Origin of the sequence: Variovorax sp. dw_954 (assembly GCF_018449755.1) — a bacterium.
In the GTDB taxonomy this organism is placed as follows: Bacteria; Pseudomonadota; Gammaproteobacteria; order Burkholderiales; family Burkholderiaceae_C; genus Variovorax.
In genome coordinates this window covers 632,954-653,018 of the sequence record NZ_JAAVVD010000001.1, presented here as the reverse complement: position 1 = coordinate 653,018, position 20,065 = coordinate 632,954, and the positions used below count along the sequence as shown (strand labels likewise).

Below are 20,065 nucleotides of genomic sequence, written 5' to 3'. Positions count from 1 at the left end.
CGCTATTGCTGCTGGTGCCCTGCCTGCAGCATCGCGCCCATCTTCTGGTGGATCAGGTTGATGGCCTTGAGCGGGCGCAACATGACCTTGAACTCGACGATCTGGCCCACGTCGTTCCAGGTGATCATGTCGACCCCGTTCACGCTGATGCCATCCATCTCGACCTGGAACTCCAGCACCGCATGGTCGGCCGCCACCGTCTCGCGCAGGTAGCGGAAGCTCGGGTTGAAGAACACCCGGAAGGCGGCCGTGAGGTACTGCAGCGTCACCGCCTTGCCGACCTGCGGCGTATGGACCACCGGCGAATGAAAGACCGCATCGTTCGCCAGCAAGGCCTCCAGCCCCTTCGAATCTCGCTCGCGCACCAGTTGATGCCAGGTGGCGAGCACTTCGCTGCCGATACCGCTTGTGTTGTTCATGATGTTGACGGTGTTTCTTCGATTCCAAGTTCAGCGCATACGCGTGCCACCAGCGCCTTGAGGCTGGCCACTTCCGATTCCAGCCGGGCCACGTTGGCCTTGAGCGCCGCCACCTCGCCGAGCGAAGCCTCCGCGCCCGCAGGCTCCGGACCCGCCGCATCTTCCACGGGCGGCCCGCTCAGCAGATGCGCCCAGCGGTTCTCGCGCGCGCCGGGCAGCCGCGCCAGCTTGACCACCAGCGCACCGGCCGGTCGCTCCGCCAGTTCTTCGAGGAAGCCCTCCACCGAAGAGATGTCGGCGAAGTTGTGCATCCGGTCGCAGGCGATGCGCAACTCGCCCGGCGTCTGCGGGCCGCGCAGCATCAGCACGGTCAGCAGCGCAATCGACTGCGACGGCACCCGCAGCACGCGGTCGGCATTGTGCGCGTAGCGGAAGGCGCGGCCACCGCTCGATTCCGAGACCAGGCTGTAGCCCTTGAGGCTGTCGAGCGCGGCCTGCGCCTGCGTGTCGGTCACCTCCAGCACCGGGTTGCGGCTGGTCTTCTGGTTGCAGCCGGAGACGACCGCGTTGACCGTCAGCGGATAGCTGTCGGGTACGGTGCGCTGTTTCTCGGCCAGCACGCCGAGCACGCGGGTTTCGATCAGCGACAGGACAGGCAGGGTTGTCGACATGGCGTCCTCAACCTCCCGCGATGCGGCTCACCAGCGCCTTCGTGAATTCGGCCGTGCCGGCGCTGCCGCCGAGGTCGCCGGTGCGCACCTTGTCGATGTTGAGCGTCTCGTCGATCGCCTTGCGCAGCCGCGTTGCAAGCTCCGGCAACTTGCAGTGGTCGAGCATCAATGCAGCCGCCAGCAACAGCGCGGTCGGGTTCGCGATGCCCTTGCCCGCGATGTCCGGCGCCGAGCCGTGCACCGCTTCGAAGATCGCCGCATTCGTGCCGATGTTCGCGCCCGGCGCCATGCCCAGTCCGCCGACGAGTCCCGCCACCAGGTCCGACAGGATGTCGCCGAACAGGTTGGTCGTCACCAGCATGTCGAACTGCCAGGGGTTGAGCACCAGCTTCATCGCGCAGGCGTCGATGATCACCGTGTCGAGCTCGAACTGGCCCTTGTACTTCTTCTCGTAGAGGTCCAGGCCGGTCTCCAGGAAGATGCCGGTCAGCGCCTTCATGATGTTGGCCTTGTGCACGATCGTGACCTTCTTGCGGCCCGTCGCAACGGCCGTCTCGAAGGCGTATTCGAGCAGGCGGCGGCTGCCTTGGCGCGTGTTGATGCCGGTCGCCATGGCCACCGCATGCGGGTCGCCATCGATCGGCACATAGTGTTCATGGCCGATGTAGAGGCCTTCGAGGTTCTCGCGCACCACCACCAGGTCGATCTTGTCGTAGCGCCCGCCGGGCACGATGGTGCGGGCCGGCCGCAGATTGGCATACAGCTCGAACTCCTCGCGCAGGCGCACGTTCGACGAGCGATAGCCGCCGCCCGACGGTGTCTCGAGCGGCCCCTTCAATGCGAGGCGCGTGCGGCGGATGCTGTCGAGCGTGGCCTTCGGTAGTGGGTCGCCGGACGCCTGCACGCCGCCGAGTCCGGCGATCTGACGGTCCCATTCGAAGGGCGCCTTCAATGCGTCGAGTGCGGCGAGCGTGGCGTCCACGATCTCGGGGCCAATGCCGTCGCCGGGGATGAGGGTTGCGGGGATGGGAGTGGTCATCGGTGCGTTTCCGTGAATCGGGGAATGGGGTCGAGGCGAGCCAGAGGCCGCCCGGGGTCCGAAAGCATACGCCGGGAGTCGTCGCTTCAACCGTGCCTGGTGAGCAGGCGCAGCACGGTATTCCATGCGCGTGTGGTGGCGGGCAGGCCGAGTGTCTTCTCCAGATACGCATTCGGGCTGCCGGGGCTCTGGCCGAACTTGTGCACGACGCTCAACACCTCGCTGTCGGTCACATGGACGATCTGCACATCGCCGCGTGGCGAGATCACGGGCAGGTTTCGAGGCACGACCGCATCTGCGTGCAGGAAGGTGATGCAGAACTCATAGACCGATGCGCGGTCGACCCCTTCGAATGGGGCCGCATCGGCCAGTGCCGCCAGCGACGCCAGTTCGCGCACAAACACCGGCTCGCACAGCCCGCAGCAAGCCGTCAACGATTGGGCGGCCTGGTCCAGCAACGCGTCGACTGGCCGCGCGCCCGCATCGAACGCGATCGTCCCGTTGGTCAGGAACGACTGCGCCGCCGCTGCCCCTGCATCGATGAACGCCTGTTCGAACTGCGCCCGCGTCGGGCTGTTCGGCCGCCCGAGGTTCAAGTTGCGAAAAAAGGCCGCATGGTGCATGGCCGGAGCATCGTAAGGCTGGCCCACCTAAAATGCGGGTCCGGCCCGGCCAGCGTGCCCGCGACCGCACCACCCCGTCTTCTGTTCCCCTCCCCTGGAAAGCGCCCTCCATGTCCCCGCGCAAGCTCTTCGTCACCACCGCCCTGCCCTATGCCAACGGCAAGTTCCACATCGGCCACATGATGGAGTACATCCAGGCCGACATCTGGGTGCGGTTCCAGCGAATGAACGGTGCCGAGGTCAACTTCGTCTGCGCCGACGACGCGCATGGCGCGGCCATCACCATCGCCGCCGACAAGGCCGGCGTCTCGCCGCAGCAGTTCGTGGCCACCATCGCGGCGGGCCGCAAGCAGTATCTCGACGGCTTCCACATCGCCTTCGACAACTGGCACTCGACCGACGCACCGGAGAACCACGAGCTCGCCCAGCAGATCTACCGCGACCTGCGCGACAAGTCCGGCCTCATCACCAGCAAGAGCGTCGAGCAGTTCTACGACCCCGAGAAGGGCATGTTCCTGGCCGACCGCTTCATCAAGGGCGAGTGTCCCAACTGCCATGCCAAGGACCAGTACGGCGACAACTGCGAAGTCTGCGGCGCCGTGTATTCGCCCACCGACCTCATCGAGCCGTACTCGGCGCTGTCCGGCGCCAAGCCCGAGCTGCGCAGCTCCGAGCATTTCTTCTTCAAGCTGTCCGACCCGCGCTGCGAGGCCTACCTGAAGGAATGGACCGCTGCGCCCGGCCACGTCCAGCCCGAGGTGCAGAACAAGATCCGCGAATGGCTCTACAAGGACGACGAAGGCAAGGGCGGCCTCGGCGACTGGGACATAAGCCGCGATGCGCCCTACTTCGGCATCGAGATCCCCGACGCGCCGGGCAAGTACTTCTACGTCTGGCTCGACGCGCCGGTCGGCTATCTCGCGTCGCTGAAGAACCTGCTCGACGCGCGCTGCATCGAATCCGGTGGCGACGGCATCAGCTACACCGAATACATGGCCGACCCGGAACTGGAGCAGGTGCACTTCATCGGCAAGGACATCATCACCTTCCACACGCTGTTCTGGCCCGCGATGCTGCACTTCAGCGGCCGCAAGGCACCCGACCACATCTTCGTGCACGGCCACCTCACCGTGAGCGGCGAGAAGATGAGCAAGAGCCGCGGCACCGGCATCGATCCGCTGCGCTACCTCTCGGTCGGCCTGAACCCCGAGCACCTGCGCTACTACATCGCGGCCAAGCTCAGCGGCCGCAACGAGGACATCGACTTCAACCCCGATGATTTCGTGGCGCGCGTCAACAGCGACCTGGTCGGCAAGTTCATCAACATCGCGAGCCGCAGCGCCGGCTTCATCGGCAAGCGCTTCGGCGGCAAGCTGGGCGCGGTGACGGGCGACGGCGAAGCGCTGCTGGCCACGCTGCGCGCCGAGGCCGACAGCATCCGCACCTTGTACGACGGCCGCGACTACGCCCGCGCGCTGCGCGACACGATGGCGCTGGCCGATCGCGTGAATGAATACGTCGATGCCAACAAGCCCTGGGAACTGGCCAGGAAGCCCGACATGGAGGCGCGGCTGCACGATGTCTGCACGGTCTGCATCGAGGCCTTCCGCCTGCTCGCGCTGTACCTCAAGCCGGTGCTGCCGGCGCTGGCGAGCAGCGTCGAAACCTTCCTCAAGATCGAGGCGCTGCAATGGCCCGACGCCGCGATGGCGCTCGGCGCAGGCCATGCGATCAACGACTACAAGCACCTGATGCAGCGCGTCGATCCCGCCTTGCTCGACAAGCTGTTCGAGTCCGACGAGCCCGCGGTTGCAGCACCCGCTGCCGCACCGGCGAAGGCCGCAGCCAAGTCCGCCGCTGCGGCACCCGCCAGCGACCCGGACGCCCCCGGCGGCGAAGCACTCGCCCCGACCATCACCATCGACGACTTCGCCAGGATCGACCTGCGCATCGCGAAGATCCTGGCCTGCGAGAAAGTCGAGGGCTCGACCAAGCTGCTGCGCCTGACGCTGGACGCGGGCGAGCCGCAGACCCGCAACGTGTTCAGCGGCATCGCCTCGGCCTACCAGCCCGAGCAACTGGTGGGCAAGCTCACCGTGCTGGTCGCCAACCTCGCGCCGCGCAAGATGAAGTTCGGCATCAGCGAAGGCATGGTCCTGGCCGCCAGCCACGCCGACGAGAAAGCCAACCCCGGCATCCATGTGCTCGAACCGTGGCCGGGCGCGACGCCTGGCATGCGGGTGCGTTGAGGTTCAGAATCCGGCCATGACGCATCCATCGCATCGCCTGGTCATTGCTGCCATGTTGGCGGCGCTCCTCAGCCTGCTGGGCGGCTGCGCCGTGGTCTCCGTTGCCAGCACCGCTGTGAGCGTGGGCGCCGGCGCGGTCGGCCTCGCGGCGGATGCCGCCATCGGCACCGCCAAGATCGGCGGCAAGGTCATCGGCGCCGCGGCCGATGCCGTGTTGCCGGACAGCAAGTAGTCACGTGATCCGGGAGGCCGCGCACACAATAGGCGCATGTCCTCCCGCCCCCGATTCGCCCGCTTCCGCCCCCGGTTGATCGACACACTGGCGAGCTACGACCGGGCGCGCTTCTTCAAGGACGTCGGTGCCGGCGCGACGGTCGGCATCGTCGCCTTGCCGCTCGCCATGGCCTTCGCCATCGCTTCCGGGCTCAAGCCCGAAGCCGGCCTCTGGACCGCCATCATCGCGGGCTTCCTGATCTCGCTGCTGGGTGGCTCGGCCGTGCAGATCGGCGGGCCCGCAGGCGCGTTCATCGTCATTGTCTACGGCATCCTGGAGCGCTACGGCCTGGCCAACCTGCTGATCGCGACCGCCTGCGCGGGCGTGCTGCTCTTCCTGCTCGGGCTGTTCAAGCTCGGCACACTCGTGCGCTATGTGCCGGTGTCGATCGTGGTCGGCTTCACCAACGGCATCGCCATGCTGATCCTGATCTCGCAGTTGCGCGACTGGTTCGGCTTGCGCATCGACAAGATGCCGGCCGACATGTTCTCGCAGCTCAAGACCCTGGCCGCGCATGCCCACACCGTCAACCTCCACGCCTTCGGGCTCGGCGTGGTGTGTCTCGCCGGCCTGTTCGTCTGGCCGCTGCTGTTGCGCGGCGAGTCGAAGCTCGGCCAGAGGGTGCACAGGGTGTTCGGGCGCGTGCTCGAAGCGCGCGCCGTTCAATTGGGCGCGCGCATGCCGGGGCCGATCGTCGCGCTCGTCACGCTGAGCCTGGTGTCGTGGTTCTTCGAATTCCCTGTCGAAACCATCGGCACGCGCTTCGGCGGCATCCCGCAAGGCTTGCCGGCCTTCGAGCTGCCCGCCTTCAGTTGGGAGACTGTCAAGCAACTCGTCACGCCGACCGTGACCATCGCCTTGCTCGGCGCCATCGAATCGCTGCTGTGTGCGCGCGTGGCCGACCAGATCAGTGGGCAGCCGCGCCACGACCCCAACCAGGAGCTGATGGCGCAAGGCATTGCCAACATCGTTGCGCCCTTCTTTGGCGGGATGCCGGCCACCGGCACCATTGCGCGCACGGTGACCAACGTGCGCTCCGGCGGCAGCTCACCCGTCGCGGGCATCGTGCATGCGCTGACGCTGCTGGCCGTGGTGCTCCTGCTGGCGCCACTGGCCGTGCACGTCCCGCTGTCGGTGCTGGCCGGCATCCTGCTCTTCGTGGCCTGGAACATGGGCGAATGGCGCGAGTTCACGCCCTACCGCCTGCGCCACTTCAGCCGGCACTACCGCCTGCTGATGCTCGGCACCTTCTTCCTGACGGTCGTGTTCGACCTCACGGTGGCGGTGCAGGCCGGCGTGGTGCTGGCCTGCGCGCTGTTCATCCGGCGCATGAACGCGCTGTTCACGGTGGAGCTGGTGTCGATGCAACCCCCCGTCATCACCTACAGGCTCTACGGTGCGCTGTTCTTCGGCGCCGCGGCCCGTCTCGACGAAACCATCGGCGCAGTGGAGCGCGCGCCCCGCGGCATGACGGTGGTGCTGGACGCGATGCACCTCATTTCACTCGACGCCACCGGCCTCGATGCGCTGCGCCAACTGCACAAGGCCGTGCTCTCGCGCGACGGCTTGCTGCGCCTCGAATCGCTGCAGCCGCAACCGCGCGAGGAGATCGAGCGCTCGGGCTTCGCCGCGGAACTGGCGGCGGCGAGGGCGGAGCCATTGCGGGCGGCTGGCATGGATGAAGCCCGCTGAATCCGGACTGACGGACGCGAAGCACGCGACGCTGAAGGGGTGAACGAACGCTGCCGAAATCCGACTGCACGCAAAGGTTCCGCGAAGGACGCGAAAGGAGACAAATAGCGAAGCGGGCGCCACCGGGGCGGCGATCGGCGATGGCCAACGACCCACTTCAAAAATTTCTTTGGTATTCCTTTCGCGTCCTTCGCGTAACCTTCGCGTCCTCTGCGTACGGCTGTCCGATTCCGCATTCCTGACCCGCCAACCCAAGGCTATGGCGCCTCCGCCCCTCGATCCGCCGAAGACCCGCTGCGCACCACGCGCTGGTCGCCGTTGAGCACCGCCGTGAACACCATCGGCGAATTCGGCGGCTGCATCCAGCGCCATTCCCATTCGTATTCATTCTTCAGCGGATAAGGCGTCACCTTGGCCGGCTTGCCGAGCATCCTGCGCAGGTTCTCCATCGACATGCCCGGCTGAACCTTTGCAAAGTTCTCGGGCGTCAGCACCTGGCGCAACGCACTCATCTTGCCGTCCGGGCCGATGGTGATCATGTAGTTCTTCTGGCCCGCGGGCTGGCGGTTGTATTCGAAGACGCGCCCGCCGGCCGGACCGTCCCAGATGTTCTCCGGCGGCCCGAACCTGGCACGCACGTCGGATTCGGCGGCGACGCCCTCCTCCAGTTCGCTGATGTTCTTGTTGTCGCAAGCCGCCAGCGCGAGCAACGCGCCCAGTGCCATCGCGATCCAGCGCGTCCGCCCGGCCCCGAATATGCGTTGTGTCACCTGTGCCATCCCGTCCCCGGTAAAATTCGCGTCCAAAGGCCCAGTCTATGTCCATCTTCAATCGCCCCCACTACCGCTCCGACGTCACCAACTTCATCGACGAGTTGAAGCGGCAAAAGCCCAACCTCGAGGCCGAGCAGCGCGCCGGACGCGCCCTCTTGTGGGACAAGCACGTCGACCGCAGCCTGCAGGACGAGTACGCCGAAGGCGATGTGCCGCAGCAACCCTACGTCTACCAGACGCAAGTCAAGTAAGTGCCGCTTTCGGCCCGTGGCAACCGCCAGCCCCGTGTGCGGCGCTCTCCATCTTGCATCTGAGCCATGATCCGCACACTCGCCGACGACGACGGCGCCACGGTCCTGTCGCCCATGCCTGAGGTCGTGGACCAGGTCGCGCTCGCGCGCCTCTATGGCGAGCCGCTGTTCGCCCTGCCGAACGACCTTTACATCCCCCCCGAAGCGCTGCAGGTCTTCCTCGAAGCCTTCGAAGGTCCGCTCGACCTGCTGCTCTACCTGATTCGCAAGCAGAACTTCAACATCCTCGACATCCCGATGGCTGGCCTCACGCGCCAGTACCTGACCTATGTCGAGGAGGTGCGTCGCACCAACCTCGAACTGGCGGCCGAGTACCTGCTCATGGCCGCCATGCTGATCGAGATCAAGTCGCGCATGCTGTTGCCGCCACGCAAGACGGCCGAGGGCGAAGAGGCGGAAGACCCGCGCGCCGAACTGGTGCGGCGGCTGCTCGAATACGAGCAGACCAAGATGCAGGCCGCCGCCATCAGTGCCCTGCCGCAGCATGGCCGCGACTTCTGGAAGGGGCAGGTCTACATCGAGCAGTCGCTCAAGCCGCGCTTTCCCGATGTGAACGTGGTCGACCTGCGCGACGCCTGGGCCGACATCCTCAAGCGCGCCAAGCTGGTGCAGCACCACAAGATCTCGCGCGAGGAACTCAGCGTGCGCGAGCACATGAGCATCGTGCTGCGCAAGCTGCAGGGCCGCCAGTTCATCGAGTTCGAGAACCTGTTCGACGTGGACCGCGGCGTGCCGGTGCTGATCGTGACCTTCATCGCCATGCTCGAACTGGGCAAGGAAACGCTGATCGAGATCACGCAGGCCGAGGCCTTCGCCCCGATCTACGTGCGGCTGGCCTACTCGCCGACCTGAGCGCGTCGACCGGCGGCCGAAGCCCCAGGCCCGGCCGGCGACCCGACTCGCGAGCTCTACTGCGCGAAGCAGTACAACAAGCCCGCGCCACCCGTCTTCTTGAGCGCTTCCATGCCGCAACCCTGCGTCGCGTGCGACGAGTTCCAAGACTTGGCCGGTGCCGATTCGTCCAGCCCCGTGCGGTCATGGTGCCCGACGATGGCCGAGCCGTCACCGCTCTTGGTCCAGTTGCCGCAGGTGGTGTCCTTGTCCCCGGGCACGGCGCGACCGTCGGGCGACGAGCCGGTCAGGATGTCATGCATGTTGGTGGCATCGCCACGCCCCATGATCGTCTGCCCGCTTTCCGTCAGTACCGACACCTTGTTCAACATGTTGACGCCGTGCAGTTCGTCGACGCTGGACGCCACCAGCACGCCCTTGGCGTTGTACCAGGGGCCCTTGCCGATGCGATCGCGCGCGTTGACGCCGGGACTGCCGGTGGTGCTGAGGTAGGCACGCCATGTGCGCCCGCCCGCCCCGACCTTCGCGGCCAGGCTCTGGCAATAGTTGTCGGCACCTGAAAGGCCGCCGAAATTGGCACCCTGCCCGGGATTGGCGCTGGTCACGAAAAAGCTCATGGGCTTGGGGCCCGTCCCGGGAACCAGTCCCCCGGAGCCACAACCCGCGATCGCCGCAACCGCAGCCAGAGAAAGTACGAGTGAACCTGTGTGCCGACGAGCCATTGGAGTCTCCTTGTGAATTGAGGCGCCCACGCTAACCGAAGCCGGTGAGCGCTTCAATCAGCCTTCACCCGACCATCACCTGACTTCAGCGAAATAAATTCAAGGAGATCCGGGCCAGATCTGCCATCAGGCGGTGCGCCTCGGCGAGGGTCAGCGTCGCCTAACCCGGATCGGCCGAGGGTTCGCGTCCCATCAGGTTCGCAAGCGCCTGCACGGGGCTGACCGCGCCATCCAGCAGCGCGACCACGCCTTCGGCGATCGGCATCTCGATTCCAAGCAAGCGCGCCCGCTGGACGACGGTGCGCGCGCAATACACGCCCTCGGCCACATGGCCCAGCGAATCGACGGCCTGGGCCAGCGTGCGGCCCTGCGCCAGCAGCAGCCCGACCTTGCGGTTGCGCGACAGGTCGCCGGTGGCGGTGAGTACCAGGTCTCCAAGACCCGACAGGCCCATGAAGGTCTCCGCCCGCGCGCCCAGCGCCAGGCCGAAGCGCGTCATCTCCGCCAGGCCGCGCGTGATGAGCGCGGCGCGGGCGTTGAGTCCCAGCGCCAGCCCGTCGCACAAGCCGGTGGCAATGGCCAATACGTTCTTGACGGCGCCGCCGACTTCCACGCCAACGATGTCGTCGTTGCCGTAGACCCGCAGCGCCGGCCCGTGAAAGGCCTCGACCAGGAGATCTCGCACCTGCGCGTGCGCGCTCGCGGCCACCAGCGCGGTGGGGCGACCTTGGGCCACCTCCTGCGCGAAGCTCGGGCCACTGAGAACGCCTGCCATCAGGCCGGGCGCCACTTGCGCCCGGATTTCATGGGCGAGCAGGCCAAAGGGCTGGTCCGTGCCGACCACAGGCTCCACCCCCTTGGACAGCCAGGCCACCGGCACCTTGAGCGCGCGCAACAAATGCAATTGGCCGCGCAGGGCGGCCATGGGGGTGGCAATGATGACGAGATCCGCGTCCGCATAGGCCTGCGGGGCCTCGCCGGATTGCACCGAGAGCATCTCCGGAAAGGACGCCCCGGGCAGGTAGCGCGCGTTTTCACGCGCGGCATTCATGTGGCCGACTTGCGCCGCGTCACGACCCCAGAGCGTGACCCCGTGGCGCGCACCGGCGTTCACTGCGAGCGCAGTGCCCCAAGCCCCTGCGCCGAGGACGCAAATCTTCATGCGGCGACGGGGCCCGGTCTTTTGGCGTTACTGCGTGACCGCAGGCGCCGGCTGGGTCGAAGCAGCCTGTGCCTGCTGCTGCTCGTACATCGCCTGGAAGTTGATTTCAGCCAGATGCACCGGCGGGAAGCCGCCGCGCTGGATCACGTCGGCCACGTTGCCGCGCAGGTACGGGTAGACGATCTGCGGGCAGGCGATGCCGAGGATCGGGCCCATCTGGTCTTGCGGCAGGTTGCGCAGTTCGAAGATGCCGGCTTGCTTGGCTTCGACGAGGAACACGGTCTTGTCCTTGACCTTCGTCTGCACGGTGGCGGACACGGTCACTTCATAGATGCCGTCGGCCACGGGCTGGGCGTCGACGCCGAGCTGGATGTCCACGGTCGGTTGCTCGGCTTCAAGCAGGATGGCGGGCGAATTGGGTTGTTCCAGCGACAGGTCCTTCAAGTAGACGCGCTGGATCTGGAATACGGGGTCTTGGGTGTTGTCTGCCATGCTGAGCTTTCGATATTCAAAGGAGTGCAGGCCGCGGAGGTCCCCCTGCGGGCTTGCTTGTTGGAGCCATCGATTATGGCCTGCCGCCCGGGGCGATCCGGTTCGACGAACGGTCAGGAAGATTGCAAAAGTGGTACTAGTCCACCACGACCGTCCAGCGCGATGAGGTCGTCGCAACCGCCGACATGGGTGTCGCCGATAAAGATCTGTGGCACCGTGCGACGCCGTGTGACTTCCATCATGGTCGCGCGTGCGTCGGGGTCCATGTCGATCCGGATTTCCTCGATCTGGGCCACGCCCTTCGACTTGAGGATCTGCTTCGCGCGAATGCAGTAGGGGCAAACGGCGGTGGTGTACATCTTGACGGGTTGCATGTGCAGGGTCAGGCCTTTTCGATGGGCAGATTAGCGTCTTTCCAGCCCTTGAGTCCGCCGGCCATGGCTTGGGCCTGTTCGTAGCCGAGTTTCTTGGCGGTGGCCACGGCGCGATTGGCGCGAGCGCCGGTGGCGCAGACCAGGATCAATGGCACGGTCTTGTTCTTGACGGTGGCGGCGAGTTTTTCCTCGAGCAGCTTGAGTGGCACGTTCTTCGAGCCGGTGACGTGGCCGGCCGCGAACTCTTCCGGCTCGCGCACGTCCACCACCTGGGCCCGCGAGCGATTGATCAGTTGCACCGCCCCCTGCGCCGTCAGCGTGCCGGTGTTGGCGCCACGCAGCAGGGGCCAGGCCAGCATGCCGCCCGAGCTGAGCATGATCAGCAGCAGCATCCAGTTGTCGACGATGAATTTCACGATGTTCCTTGGGAGATTGGATTTGGCAAAGCCTGAGATTTTAGAATGGCGGGTTACGCCCACCCCGCACCCCTACGCCAAAGGCCCTCTCACATGCACAAGCTGGTACTGATTCGCCATGGCGAATCGACCTGGAATCTCGAAAATCGTTTCACCGGCTGGACCGACGTCGACCTGACCGAAACCGGCGTCGAGCAGGCCAAGCAGGCCGGCCGGCTGCTCAAGGCAGAAGGGTATGAGTTCGACGTGGCCTACACGAGCGTGCTCAAGCGCGCCACCCGCACGCTCTGGCACACCCTCGACGAACTCGATCGCACCTGGCTGCCGGTCGTGCATTCCTGGCGCCTGAACGAGCGCCACTACGGCGGCCTGCAGGGCCTGAACAAGGCGGAAACTGCCAAGAAGTACGGTGACGCGCAGGTGCTGGTCTGGCGCCGCAGCTATGACACCCCGCCGCCGCCGCTCGCCGCCGACGATCCGCGCAGCGAACGCGGCGACGTCCGCTATGCCAAGCTGGCGGCGGATCAGGTGCCGCTGACCGAATGCCTCAAAGATACCGTGGCGCGCGTTTTGCCCTTCTGGAACGAATCGATGGCGCCGGCCATCCGCAGCGGTCGCCGCATCGTGGTGGCGGCGCACGGCAACTCGATCCGGGCGCTGGTCAAGTACCTCGACGGCATCTCCGACAGCGACATCGTGGGCCTCAACATCCCGAACGGCATTCCCCTGGTCTACGAGCTCGACGAGGAACTGAAGCCGCTGCGCAGCTACTACCTGGGCGATGCCGAGGCCGCCGCCAAGGCCGCCGCGGCGGTCGCGTCCCAAGGCAAGGCATAAAGCCACATCCGTTCACAGTTGCGCGGAACCCCGCGCGGCAATGTTGTTCGAAGGTGTGTATATTGATTCGGGCCTCAACGCCGACACTCTCAGGAAGCTCCACATGGGCCAAAAACTCAAGACCACCGGTTGGGTTGCAGCAGGCGTCGTCGCCGGCGTTCTCACCACCGTTTCACTGCAAACCGTCGCGCGCGGTTCGCTGGCCCCCTTGCCGCTGGAAGAACTCCAGCAACTCGCTGCTGTGTTCGGCATGGTCAAGACTGACTATGTCGAGCCGGTCGACGAGAAAAAGCTGATCTCCGACGCCATCTCCGGCATGGTGGCCGGGCTCGATCCGCACTCCCAGTATTTCGACAAGAAGTCCTTCAAGGAATTCAAGGAAGGCACGAGCGGCCGCTTCGTGGGCGTCGGCATCGAGATTTCGCAGGAAGACGGGCTGATCAAGGTGGTCTCGCCCATCGAGGGCTCGCCCGCGTTCCGCGCCGGCCTCAAGCCCAACGACCTGATCACCAAGATCGACGACACCGCGGTGCGCGGCCTGAGCCTCAACGAGGCCGTCAAGCGCATGCGTGGCGAGGCCGGCACCAAGGTGCTGCTCACCATCTACCGCAAGGACGAGAACCGCACCTTCCCGGTCACGATCACGCGTGAGGAAATCCGCACGCAATCCGTGCGCGGCAAGATGATCGAGCCGGGTTACGCCTGGATCCGGCTGTCGCAGTTCCAGGAGCGCACCGTCGACGACTTCGTCAAGAAGGTGGAAGAGCTCTACAAGCAGGACCCGAACATGAAGGGCATGGTGCTCGACCTGCGCAACGACCCGGGCGGCCTGCTCGACGCGGCCGTGGCCATCTCGGCCGCCTTCCTGCCGCAGAACGTGACGGTAGTTTCGACCGACGGGCAGTTGGCCGAAAGCAAGTCCATCTACAAGGCCGCGCCCGAGTTCTACCAGCGCCGTGCCGGCAGCGACCCGCTGCGCAGCCTGCCGAGCGCCTTGAAGAACGTGCCGCTGGTGGTGCTGGTGAACGAAGGCTCGGCCTCGGCCAGCGAGATCGTGGCCGGCGCACTGCAGGACCACAAGCGCGGCATCGTGATGGGCAGCCAGACCTTCGGCAAGGGCTCGGTGCAGACAGTGCGACCGCTCGGCCCCGACACCGGCCTGAAGATCACCACCGCGCGCTACTACACGCCGAGCGGCACCTCGATCCAGGCCAAGGGCATCGTGCCGAACGTGCTGGTCGACGAAAGCGCCGAAGGCAGCCCCTTTGCCGCGCTGCGCATGCGCGAGGCCGATCTCGACAAGCACCTGAACAGCGGCCAGGGCCCGGAAGACAAGAGCCCCGAGCGCGAAAAGGCCCGCGACGAAGCCCGCAAGCGCCTCGAGGAAGAAGCCAAGAAGCCGCCGCAGGACCGCAAGGTGCCCGAATTCGGCTCCGACAAGGACTTCCCGTTGATGCAGGCCCTGAACCAGCTCAAGGGCCAGGCCGTGGTGGTCAGCAAGACGCAGACCATCGTCGAAAACAAGGAAGAGAAGAAAGAGAACTGATCTCCCCGCCGTCGGCCTCCTCGGAGGCCGATGTTCTTTCGGGGGACAGCTTCTTCCCGGCGCATGGAAGACCACGACCTGCTGCGCTATTCGCGCCACATCCTGCTGGAAGAGTTCGGAATCGGCGGCCAGGCGCGGGTCTCGGCCGCGCACGCGCTGGTCATCGGCGCGGGCGGGCTGGGCTCGCCGGCCGCGCTGTACCTGGCGGCCGCGGGCGTCGGCAAGATCACGCTGGTCGATGACGACACGGTCGACCTGACCAACCTGCAGCGCCAGATCGCGCACACCACGGCGCGCGAGGGCCAGGCCAAGGTGGCGTCGGCGGCCGCGGCCATGCTGGCGATCAATCCGACGATCGTGGTGGAAGCCCTGGTCCAACGCGCCGATGCCGATGCACTGTCCCGGCTCGTGGCCGACGCCGACGTGGTGCTCGACTGCAGCGACAACTTTGCGACACGCCAGGCCGTCAACCGCGCCTGCGTGGCGCAGGCCAGGCCGCTGGTGGCGGGCGCGGCCATCAGGTTCGACGGGCAACTGAGCGTGTACGACGTGCGCGATCCAGCCTCGCCCTGCTACGCCTGCCTGTTTCCGCCGGACGCCGAGTTCGAGGAGACACGTTGCGCGGTGCTCGGCGTGTTCGCTCCGGTGGTCGGCACCATCGGTACGCTGCAGGCGCATGAAGCGCTCAAGTTGCTGGCCGGCATCGGCGGATCGCTGACCGGCCGGCTGCTGATGTTCGACGGCCGAACCACGCAGTTCGATACGCTGCGGACGGCGCGCGATCCGCATTGCAGCGTCTGCGCGCAGCGGTCGGCCTGACAGGCCTTCAGTTCTGCGGCTGCCGGGCCCCGGTGGCTTTGGCGGCGCCCTTGGCAGCCTCTGCAGTCCCCGGCTTGCCCGCCTCGGCCAGGACGCCCTTGCAATCCGCATCCACGCCCGGCCCCGATTCGAATGTGGCGGCCAGCGCCAGCATCGGCGTGATCGCGCCCAGTGCCAACGCCGTCAGCCCGCGTGCGGCGAGCGGGCCGGGTTCGACGCCGATGGTCGGCGAGCCGAAGGTGCCGCCCACGATGAGCGGCGTGCGCACCGAAAGGATGCTCATGTCCTTCGGCTTCTGGTCGATCACGAAATGCATCGTCTCGTCAGCGAGGTTGGCCTGTCCGGTGACGTGGAACACGGTGTCCGTGGTGTCGAACACCAGGCCGCGTCCCTGCGCGACGCCCTTGTTCACATCGAAAGCCAGAGCGGCGCAGCGCAGCGTGACCGTCCGGTCCCCGCGCAGGATGAACTTGATCACCTCCCCGCCATCGAGCCCCGCGAATTCGAGCAGCAGGTTGCTGAACTCGCCGCGGCCGGTGATCGCGGCCACGTCACCCGATGCGCCAGCAAGCCAGCTCGCGACCGACTTGCCGCGACCCGACAGGTTGATGCGCCCGTCGAGCTTGCCGAAGCTGGTCTTCAGCGTGTCCACTTTCGGAATCAGCCGGTTGATCTGCATGCCGTGGACATCGAGCGACGCGCGGATGTCCGCCGGGTCCTGCCGGGCATCGATGCGGATGGCGCCGGCCACCTTGCCATTGGCCACGCCAAGGTCGAGCGGGTCCAGCGTCAGCACGCTGCCCAGCAGCTTCACATGCACGCTGCCGCGATCGAGCGGCACCTCGCGCACGTTGCGGATCTTGTCGGCGATGTACTGCACGTCGGCATTCATGGCGCGCAGGCGCTCGAAGTCGAGCGTGGCGGTGGGGAGTACCTTGCGGCCGGGATCGCGGCGTGCGCGCTTGACCTGGGCGATGCTGGGCGGCGCCTCGACGCCTTCGATGGCCTTGGCGGAACGCTCCGTCGGCGGCAGGCCGATCAGCGGGCCCAGGTCGTCCATGTCCATCACCCTGGAGTGCAGCGTGCCGTCGAGTTGCGGCGTCTTCGGCGCCTGGTCGAAACGCATGTCGCCGGCGATGTCCGACAACCCGAGCCGGCCTTTCATGCCCTTCACCTCCCACAGCTTGCCTTGCTTGCGCAGTTCGCCGGCGAGCGCGTAGGGAGAGGTCTGCGGCAGCGCGATGCCCAGCAGCGGAAAGAGTTCGCCCAGTGTCTGGCCCTTGAGCTGGAAGCGGGCGTCGATGCCGTCGAGGTCGGTCAATGCCGCCACGGTGCCCTGTGCAGACAGCTGGGTCTTGCCGGCGGCAGCCTTGATTTCGAGCGGGAACGGCGGCTGGCCGGTGGCGGTGAGCTGCAGGACGTTGCCGGTGCGACCCTCTGCCATCAACGGCTGGCGCTTGTACTTGCCCTTGACCCGGAAGTCGAGCGGCAACTCGCCGCGGCTGGTGTCGTAGCTGAAGTCGGCGTGGATGTCGACGCCCAGGTGCTCGGCCAGGAAATTGACGCCGCCACCATCGACCTGGAGCAGTCCGATGGTCGGCACGGTGGAGGTGTCGCCGGTGTCCTTGCCGAGCGCCCAGGTGCGCCGGCCGTCTTCCTCCATCTGCAGGCCCATGACGGGAGAGACCAGGGCCAGCCGCGGTATGACGACCCGGCCCGAGAGCAGGGGCCAGAGCCGGATCTCGAACTCCGCCCGCTTCGCGCGCACAAGGTAGGGCTCGCGCGCCCACGTCGGGTTGGCGAAGTCGACGCCGTCGAACACGATGGTGGCCCCGCGCCAGCCGGGGTGGACGTCCAGGTGGCGCGTGACCTCGAACTGCCGCCCGGTCTTCTCGCTGACGTAGCGGTTGAGCGGCACTCGCAAGACATCCCACGGGAAGAACAGCAGCACCAGCATGAGCACCCCCAGCAGCACCGCGAACGCAACGGCCATGCGCAGCCAGGGCGATGACCGGGACGGCGGCGGGGACGGTTGGATGGCGACCATCCGCGCACCTTGATCGATGCGAGCGCCGCAGGGGGTCGGTTCGCGGCGGCAGAGGGTGTGGGGCGATGCCTACGGTCGCGCGATGGTCGGAATGGTCCTACAGCCCAGGTTGCCGCCAACTTGCATGATGTGAAGGTCCGCAAGCGGGGATAGGCAACGCCGCATGGCCCACACATTGAAGACTTTCATCGTCGAAGACAACCAGACGATTCGTGAGAATTTGGCGGGCACGCTTGAGGAACTGGCCGCGGTATCAGCCGTGGGATATGCCGCGACCGAGAACGAGGCGCGCGCCTGGCTGCGCGAGAACCGCGACGGATGGCACCTTGCCATCGTCGATCTCTTCCTGAAGCAGGGCAGCGGCCTCGGGGTGTTGCAGGAAATCCTGGTGCGCCAAGCCTGGCAGCAGGTGGTGGTGTTGAGCAACTACGCCACTGCCGAAGTACGCAGGCGCTGCGCCGATCTTGGCGTGGACGCCGTTTTCGACAAATCCAATGAAATCGATGCCCTGGTCGACTATTGCATTGCGCAAGCCGCGCGGATCAACACCCCCGGGGGTTGATCTGAACTCAATCGATCAGCTTGTTCTTCAGCGCGTAGTACGTGAGGTCGCTGTTGGACGACAGGTTCATCTTCTCCATCAGCCGGGTGCGGTAGGTGCTGACAGTCTTGACGGAGAGCGACAGCGTCTTGGCGATGTCGCCGGCCGTCTCGCCCTTGGCCAGCTTCAGGAAGACCTGGAACTCGCGCTCGGACAATTGCTCGTGGGGGGCTGCGTCGTCCTTGCGATCGAGCTGGCGGGCGAGCAGTTCGGCCACGGCCGGGGTGATGTAGCGGCGGCCCAGCGCGATGGTGCGGATGGCGTTGACGATCTCGATCGGATCGCATTCCTTGTTGAGGTAGCCGCTCGCGCCCTGGCGGATCAGGTTCATCGCGTAGTGCTCCTCGGGGTAGCCGCTGAGGATCAGGATGCCGACGTCGGGCGCCTTGGCGCGGATCATGGCGAGCGCGTCGATGCCACTCTGGCCGGGCATGGAAAGGTCCATCACCAGCACGTCGAGTTCGGTGGTGCGCACCAGTTCGATCGCCTCGCGGCCGCTGGCCGCCTCGCCCGCCACCCGCAGGTCCACGTGCTCCGAGAAGAACTGCCGCAGGCCGGAGCGCACGATGGCGTGGTCATCCACGATGCCAATCTTGATCATCATTTACTTTCGAGGTTCTCTGGCGGTCTTGCACGCCGCCATTCGCCGCTCCCCGGTCGGCGTCGATTATTCCCGAATTTGAACCGGGCACGTTTCGCGGAGACCCCGACCCCATGCGCTGGCTAGCGTTTCCACGGATCGCCCTCAGCCTGACGCTGGCAACGCTGGCCGCGCTGGTGCTGATCGGCATCAACGAGGCCGGCTTCCGGGAATCGAGCCACGCGCTGGAGGACATCGGCGAGGCGCAGCGGGCGCGGGTGGCGCTCAACGAGTTGCTGCAGGACGTCCTCGACGCCGAAACCGGCCAGCGCGGCTACCTGCTGACGGGCGAGGTGCGCTACCGCGAGCCCTATGACACGGCCGTCACGCAGATCGGCGGCAACCTGGCCAGCCTGCGCGCGCTCTATGCCACGCGACCGGACGAACTCGCACGCACCGAACGCCTGGCCGAGCACGTCGCGCGCAAGCTGGCCGAAATGGACGTGAGCATCCGCCTGCGCGAGCGGGGCAGCGAGGACGCGTGGAAGTTCGTCCTGACCACTGACGTCGGGCGCGAGGAAATGAACGCGATCCGCGCCGAGGCCAACGAACTCATCGCCATGAGCAACCGCTCCCTGATGGTGGGCCAGGTGCAGATCAGCAAGTCGCTCCGGCTGGCACGGCTGGGCATCGCGCTGGTGGCCCTGGCGGGGCTGTTCGCGTTCTGGCTCTACCTGCGGCAGACCCATGCGCTGCGCCTGGCCGGCGAGCGGCAGCAGGAAGCCCTGCAGCATGAACGCAACGCGCTGGAGGCCGAGGTGAGCGAGCGCACCGCGACGCTGGCCGAGCTGGCCACCCATCTCCAGAACGTGCGCGAGACGGAGCGCGGCTTCCTCGCGCGCGAGCTGCACGACGAGCTCGGCTCGCTGCTGACCGCGGCGAAGCTGGACGTGGCGCGCCTCAAGTCGCGACTGGCCGACTCGCCGGACGCGTCGCAGCGCCTGCAGCACCTGACCGAACTGCTCAACAGCGGCATCGCGCTGAAGCGGCGCATCATCGAGGACCTGCGCCCCTCCTCTCTTTCCAATCTCGGGCTGGTGGCCTCGCTCGAGATCCTGGGGCGCGAGTTTGCAGACCAGTCCGGCATTGCGGTCGAGATGGCGCTGGAGCCGGTGACGCTGGACGAATCGCGGCAGCTCACCATCTATCGCATGGTGCAGGAGTGCCTGACCAACATCGGCAAGTACGCGCAGGCCACCGAGGCGACCATCGTGCTCAAGAACTACGACAACCACGTGATCGTGGAGGTCGGCGACAACGGCACGGGCTTCGACGTGAACAGCATCCGGCCGGCGACGCACGGGCTGGCCGGCATGCGGCACCGGGTGCAGGCGGCCGACGGAAAACTCACGGTGGCATCCACGGTCGGCAAGGGCACGCGACTGAGCGCGATGCTGCCCGCGCCACGGCCATGAGCGGGGCCACACTGTGGTGGCAGCTCTCCTACGCTCCCCGCCCGCGGCTGCTGACAGGTCGGGGGATGGCGGCAACCTACGCTCGTGGCTC

The 20,065-nt window shown here is 66.5% G+C and carries 22 protein-coding genes; 10 read left to right on the top strand and 12 right to left on the bottom strand.

All coding sequences use genetic code 11. The features are described from left to right. Positions 1-2: 2 nt before the first annotated feature. From HB681_RS03010 to HB681_RS02995, 4 genes are all read right to left on the bottom strand, one after another. A complete protein-coding gene (locus tag HB681_RS03010) occupies positions 3-419 on the bottom strand; it encodes a nuclear transport factor 2 family protein (protein WP_218628093.1) in 417 nt (138 codons plus the stop codon). Next, entirely contained in the window at positions 416-1,090 is a 675-nt protein-coding gene (locus tag HB681_RS03005) for a YceH family protein (protein ID WP_213953255.1), read from the bottom strand. Before HB681_RS03005 ends, HB681_RS03010 begins: the two co-directional genes overlap by 4 nt. A gap of 7 nt (positions 1,091-1,097) precedes the next feature. Beyond that, positions 1,098-2,129, bottom strand: coding sequence for an isocitrate/isopropylmalate family dehydrogenase (locus HB681_RS03000; protein WP_213953254.1), 1,032 nt, complete (start codon positions 2,127-2,129; stop codon positions 1,098-1,100). A gap of 86 nt (positions 2,130-2,215) precedes the next feature. Beyond that, positions 2,216-2,752: a DUF1697 domain-containing protein gene (locus HB681_RS02995; RefSeq protein WP_213953253.1), complete on the bottom strand. Its 537-nt coding sequence runs from the start codon at positions 2,750-2,752 to the stop codon at positions 2,216-2,218. Between the two features lie 110 nt (positions 2,753-2,862). Here HB681_RS02995 and metG point away from each other — a divergent pair, with 110 nt between their 5' ends. The 3 genes from metG to HB681_RS02980 are packed head-to-tail and all read left to right on the top strand — an operon-like array spanning position 2,863 to position 6,967. Next, positions 2,863-5,001 (top strand): methionine--tRNA ligase, encoded by a 2,139-nt coding sequence (gene metG / locus HB681_RS02990; protein ID WP_213953252.1) that lies wholly within the window; start codon positions 2,863-2,865, stop codon positions 4,999-5,001. Between the two features lie 16 nt (positions 5,002-5,017). After that, a complete protein-coding gene (locus tag HB681_RS02985; protein WP_213953251.1) occupies positions 5,018-5,233 on the top strand; it encodes a hypothetical protein in 216 nt (71 codons plus the stop codon). A 36-nt stretch (positions 5,234-5,269) separates the two neighbouring features. Further along, positions 5,270-6,967 carry a SulP family inorganic anion transporter gene (locus tag HB681_RS02980; RefSeq protein ID WP_213953250.1) on the top strand — a complete coding sequence of 566 codons (1,698 nt, stop codon included), beginning with the start codon at positions 5,270-5,272 and terminating at the stop codon, positions 6,965-6,967. Between the two features lie 257 nt (positions 6,968-7,224). Here HB681_RS02980 and HB681_RS02975 read toward each other — a convergent pair whose 3' ends face one another. Then, on the bottom strand, positions 7,225-7,692 hold the full coding sequence (locus HB681_RS02975) for an outer membrane protein assembly factor BamE (RefSeq protein ID WP_213953313.1): 468 nt from the start codon (positions 7,690-7,692) through the stop codon (positions 7,225-7,227). 92 nt (positions 7,693-7,784) lie between these two features. On the opposite strand from HB681_RS02975, the gene HB681_RS02970 reads away from it, so the two are divergent. Together HB681_RS02970 and HB681_RS02965 are read left to right on the top strand one after the other, a co-directional pair. Beyond that, on the top strand, positions 7,785-7,991 hold the full coding sequence (locus tag HB681_RS02970) for a DUF3460 family protein (RefSeq protein ID WP_213953249.1): 207 nt from the start codon (positions 7,785-7,787) through the stop codon (positions 7,989-7,991). A 66-nt stretch (positions 7,992-8,057) separates the two neighbouring features. Continuing rightward, the gene (locus tag HB681_RS02965) at positions 8,058-8,903 is read left to right on the top strand and encodes a ScpA family protein (RefSeq protein WP_213953248.1); all 846 of its coding nucleotides are present in this window, start codon (positions 8,058-8,060) and stop codon (positions 8,901-8,903) included. Positions 8,904-8,959: 56 nt separating this feature from the next. On the opposite strand, the gene HB681_RS02960 is transcribed toward HB681_RS02965, so the two are convergent. The 5 genes from HB681_RS02960 to HB681_RS02940 form a co-directional block, all read right to left on the bottom strand. Further along, positions 8,960-9,625: a hypothetical protein gene (locus HB681_RS02960; RefSeq protein WP_213953247.1), complete on the bottom strand. Its 666-nt coding sequence runs from the start codon at positions 9,623-9,625 to the stop codon at positions 8,960-8,962. Between the two features lie 160 nt (positions 9,626-9,785). Then, positions 9,786-10,787 (bottom strand): NAD(P)H-dependent glycerol-3-phosphate dehydrogenase, encoded by a 1,002-nt coding sequence (locus tag HB681_RS02955; protein WP_213953246.1) that lies wholly within the window; start codon positions 10,785-10,787, stop codon positions 9,786-9,788. Between the two features lie 27 nt (positions 10,788-10,814). Then, positions 10,815-11,279, bottom strand: coding sequence for a protein-export chaperone SecB (secB, locus tag HB681_RS02950; protein ID WP_213953245.1), 465 nt, complete (start codon positions 11,277-11,279; stop codon positions 10,815-10,817). 113 nt (positions 11,280-11,392) lie between these two features. Further along, positions 11,393-11,653 carry a glutaredoxin 3 gene (grxC, locus tag HB681_RS02945; RefSeq protein WP_213953244.1) on the bottom strand — a complete coding sequence of 87 codons (261 nt, stop codon included), beginning with the start codon at positions 11,651-11,653 and terminating at the stop codon, positions 11,393-11,395. 8 nt (positions 11,654-11,661) lie between these two features. Further along, positions 11,662-12,069, bottom strand: coding sequence for a rhodanese-like domain-containing protein (locus HB681_RS02940; RefSeq protein ID WP_213953243.1), 408 nt, complete (start codon positions 12,067-12,069; stop codon positions 11,662-11,664). Between the two features lie 93 nt (positions 12,070-12,162). On the opposite strand from HB681_RS02940, the gene gpmA reads away from it, so the two are divergent. The 3 genes from gpmA to moeB all read left to right on the top strand — a co-directional run bounded on the left by gpmA (position 12,163) and on the right by moeB (position 15,271). Beyond that, positions 12,163-12,906, top strand: coding sequence for a 2,3-diphosphoglycerate-dependent phosphoglycerate mutase (gene gpmA, locus HB681_RS02935; protein ID WP_213953242.1), 744 nt, complete (start codon positions 12,163-12,165; stop codon positions 12,904-12,906). A 103-nt stretch (positions 12,907-13,009) separates the two neighbouring features. After that, positions 13,010-14,452: a S41 family peptidase gene (locus HB681_RS02930; RefSeq protein WP_213953241.1), complete on the top strand. Its 1,443-nt coding sequence runs from the start codon at positions 13,010-13,012 to the stop codon at positions 14,450-14,452. A 63-nt stretch (positions 14,453-14,515) separates the two neighbouring features. Continuing rightward, positions 14,516-15,271 (top strand): molybdopterin-synthase adenylyltransferase MoeB, encoded by a 756-nt coding sequence (gene moeB / locus HB681_RS02925; RefSeq protein WP_213953240.1) that lies wholly within the window; start codon positions 14,516-14,518, stop codon positions 15,269-15,271. Between the two features lie 7 nt (positions 15,272-15,278). On the opposite strand, the gene HB681_RS02920 is transcribed toward moeB, so the two are convergent. Beyond that, on the bottom strand, positions 15,279-17,318 hold the full coding sequence (locus HB681_RS02920; RefSeq protein ID WP_213953239.1) for an AsmA family protein: 2,040 nt from the start codon (positions 17,316-17,318) through the stop codon (positions 15,279-15,281). Positions 17,319-17,481: 163 nt separating this feature from the next. Between HB681_RS02920 and HB681_RS02915 the strand changes: the two genes are divergently transcribed. After that, positions 17,482-17,880, top strand: coding sequence for a response regulator (locus HB681_RS02915; RefSeq protein WP_213953238.1), 399 nt, complete (start codon positions 17,482-17,484; stop codon positions 17,878-17,880). 7 nt (positions 17,881-17,887) lie between these two features. Here HB681_RS02915 and HB681_RS02910 read toward each other — a convergent pair whose 3' ends face one another. After that, a complete protein-coding gene (locus tag HB681_RS02910) occupies positions 17,888-18,520 on the bottom strand; it encodes a response regulator transcription factor (protein WP_019656595.1) in 633 nt (210 codons plus the stop codon). A 113-nt stretch (positions 18,521-18,633) separates the two neighbouring features. Here HB681_RS02910 and HB681_RS02905 point away from each other — a divergent pair, with 113 nt between their 5' ends. Continuing rightward, complete coding sequence (locus HB681_RS02905) at positions 18,634-19,974, top strand: CHASE3 domain-containing protein (protein ID WP_213953237.1); 1,341 nt, start codon at positions 18,634-18,636, stop codon at positions 19,972-19,974. The last annotated feature ends 91 nt before the right edge of the window (positions 19,975-20,065 follow it).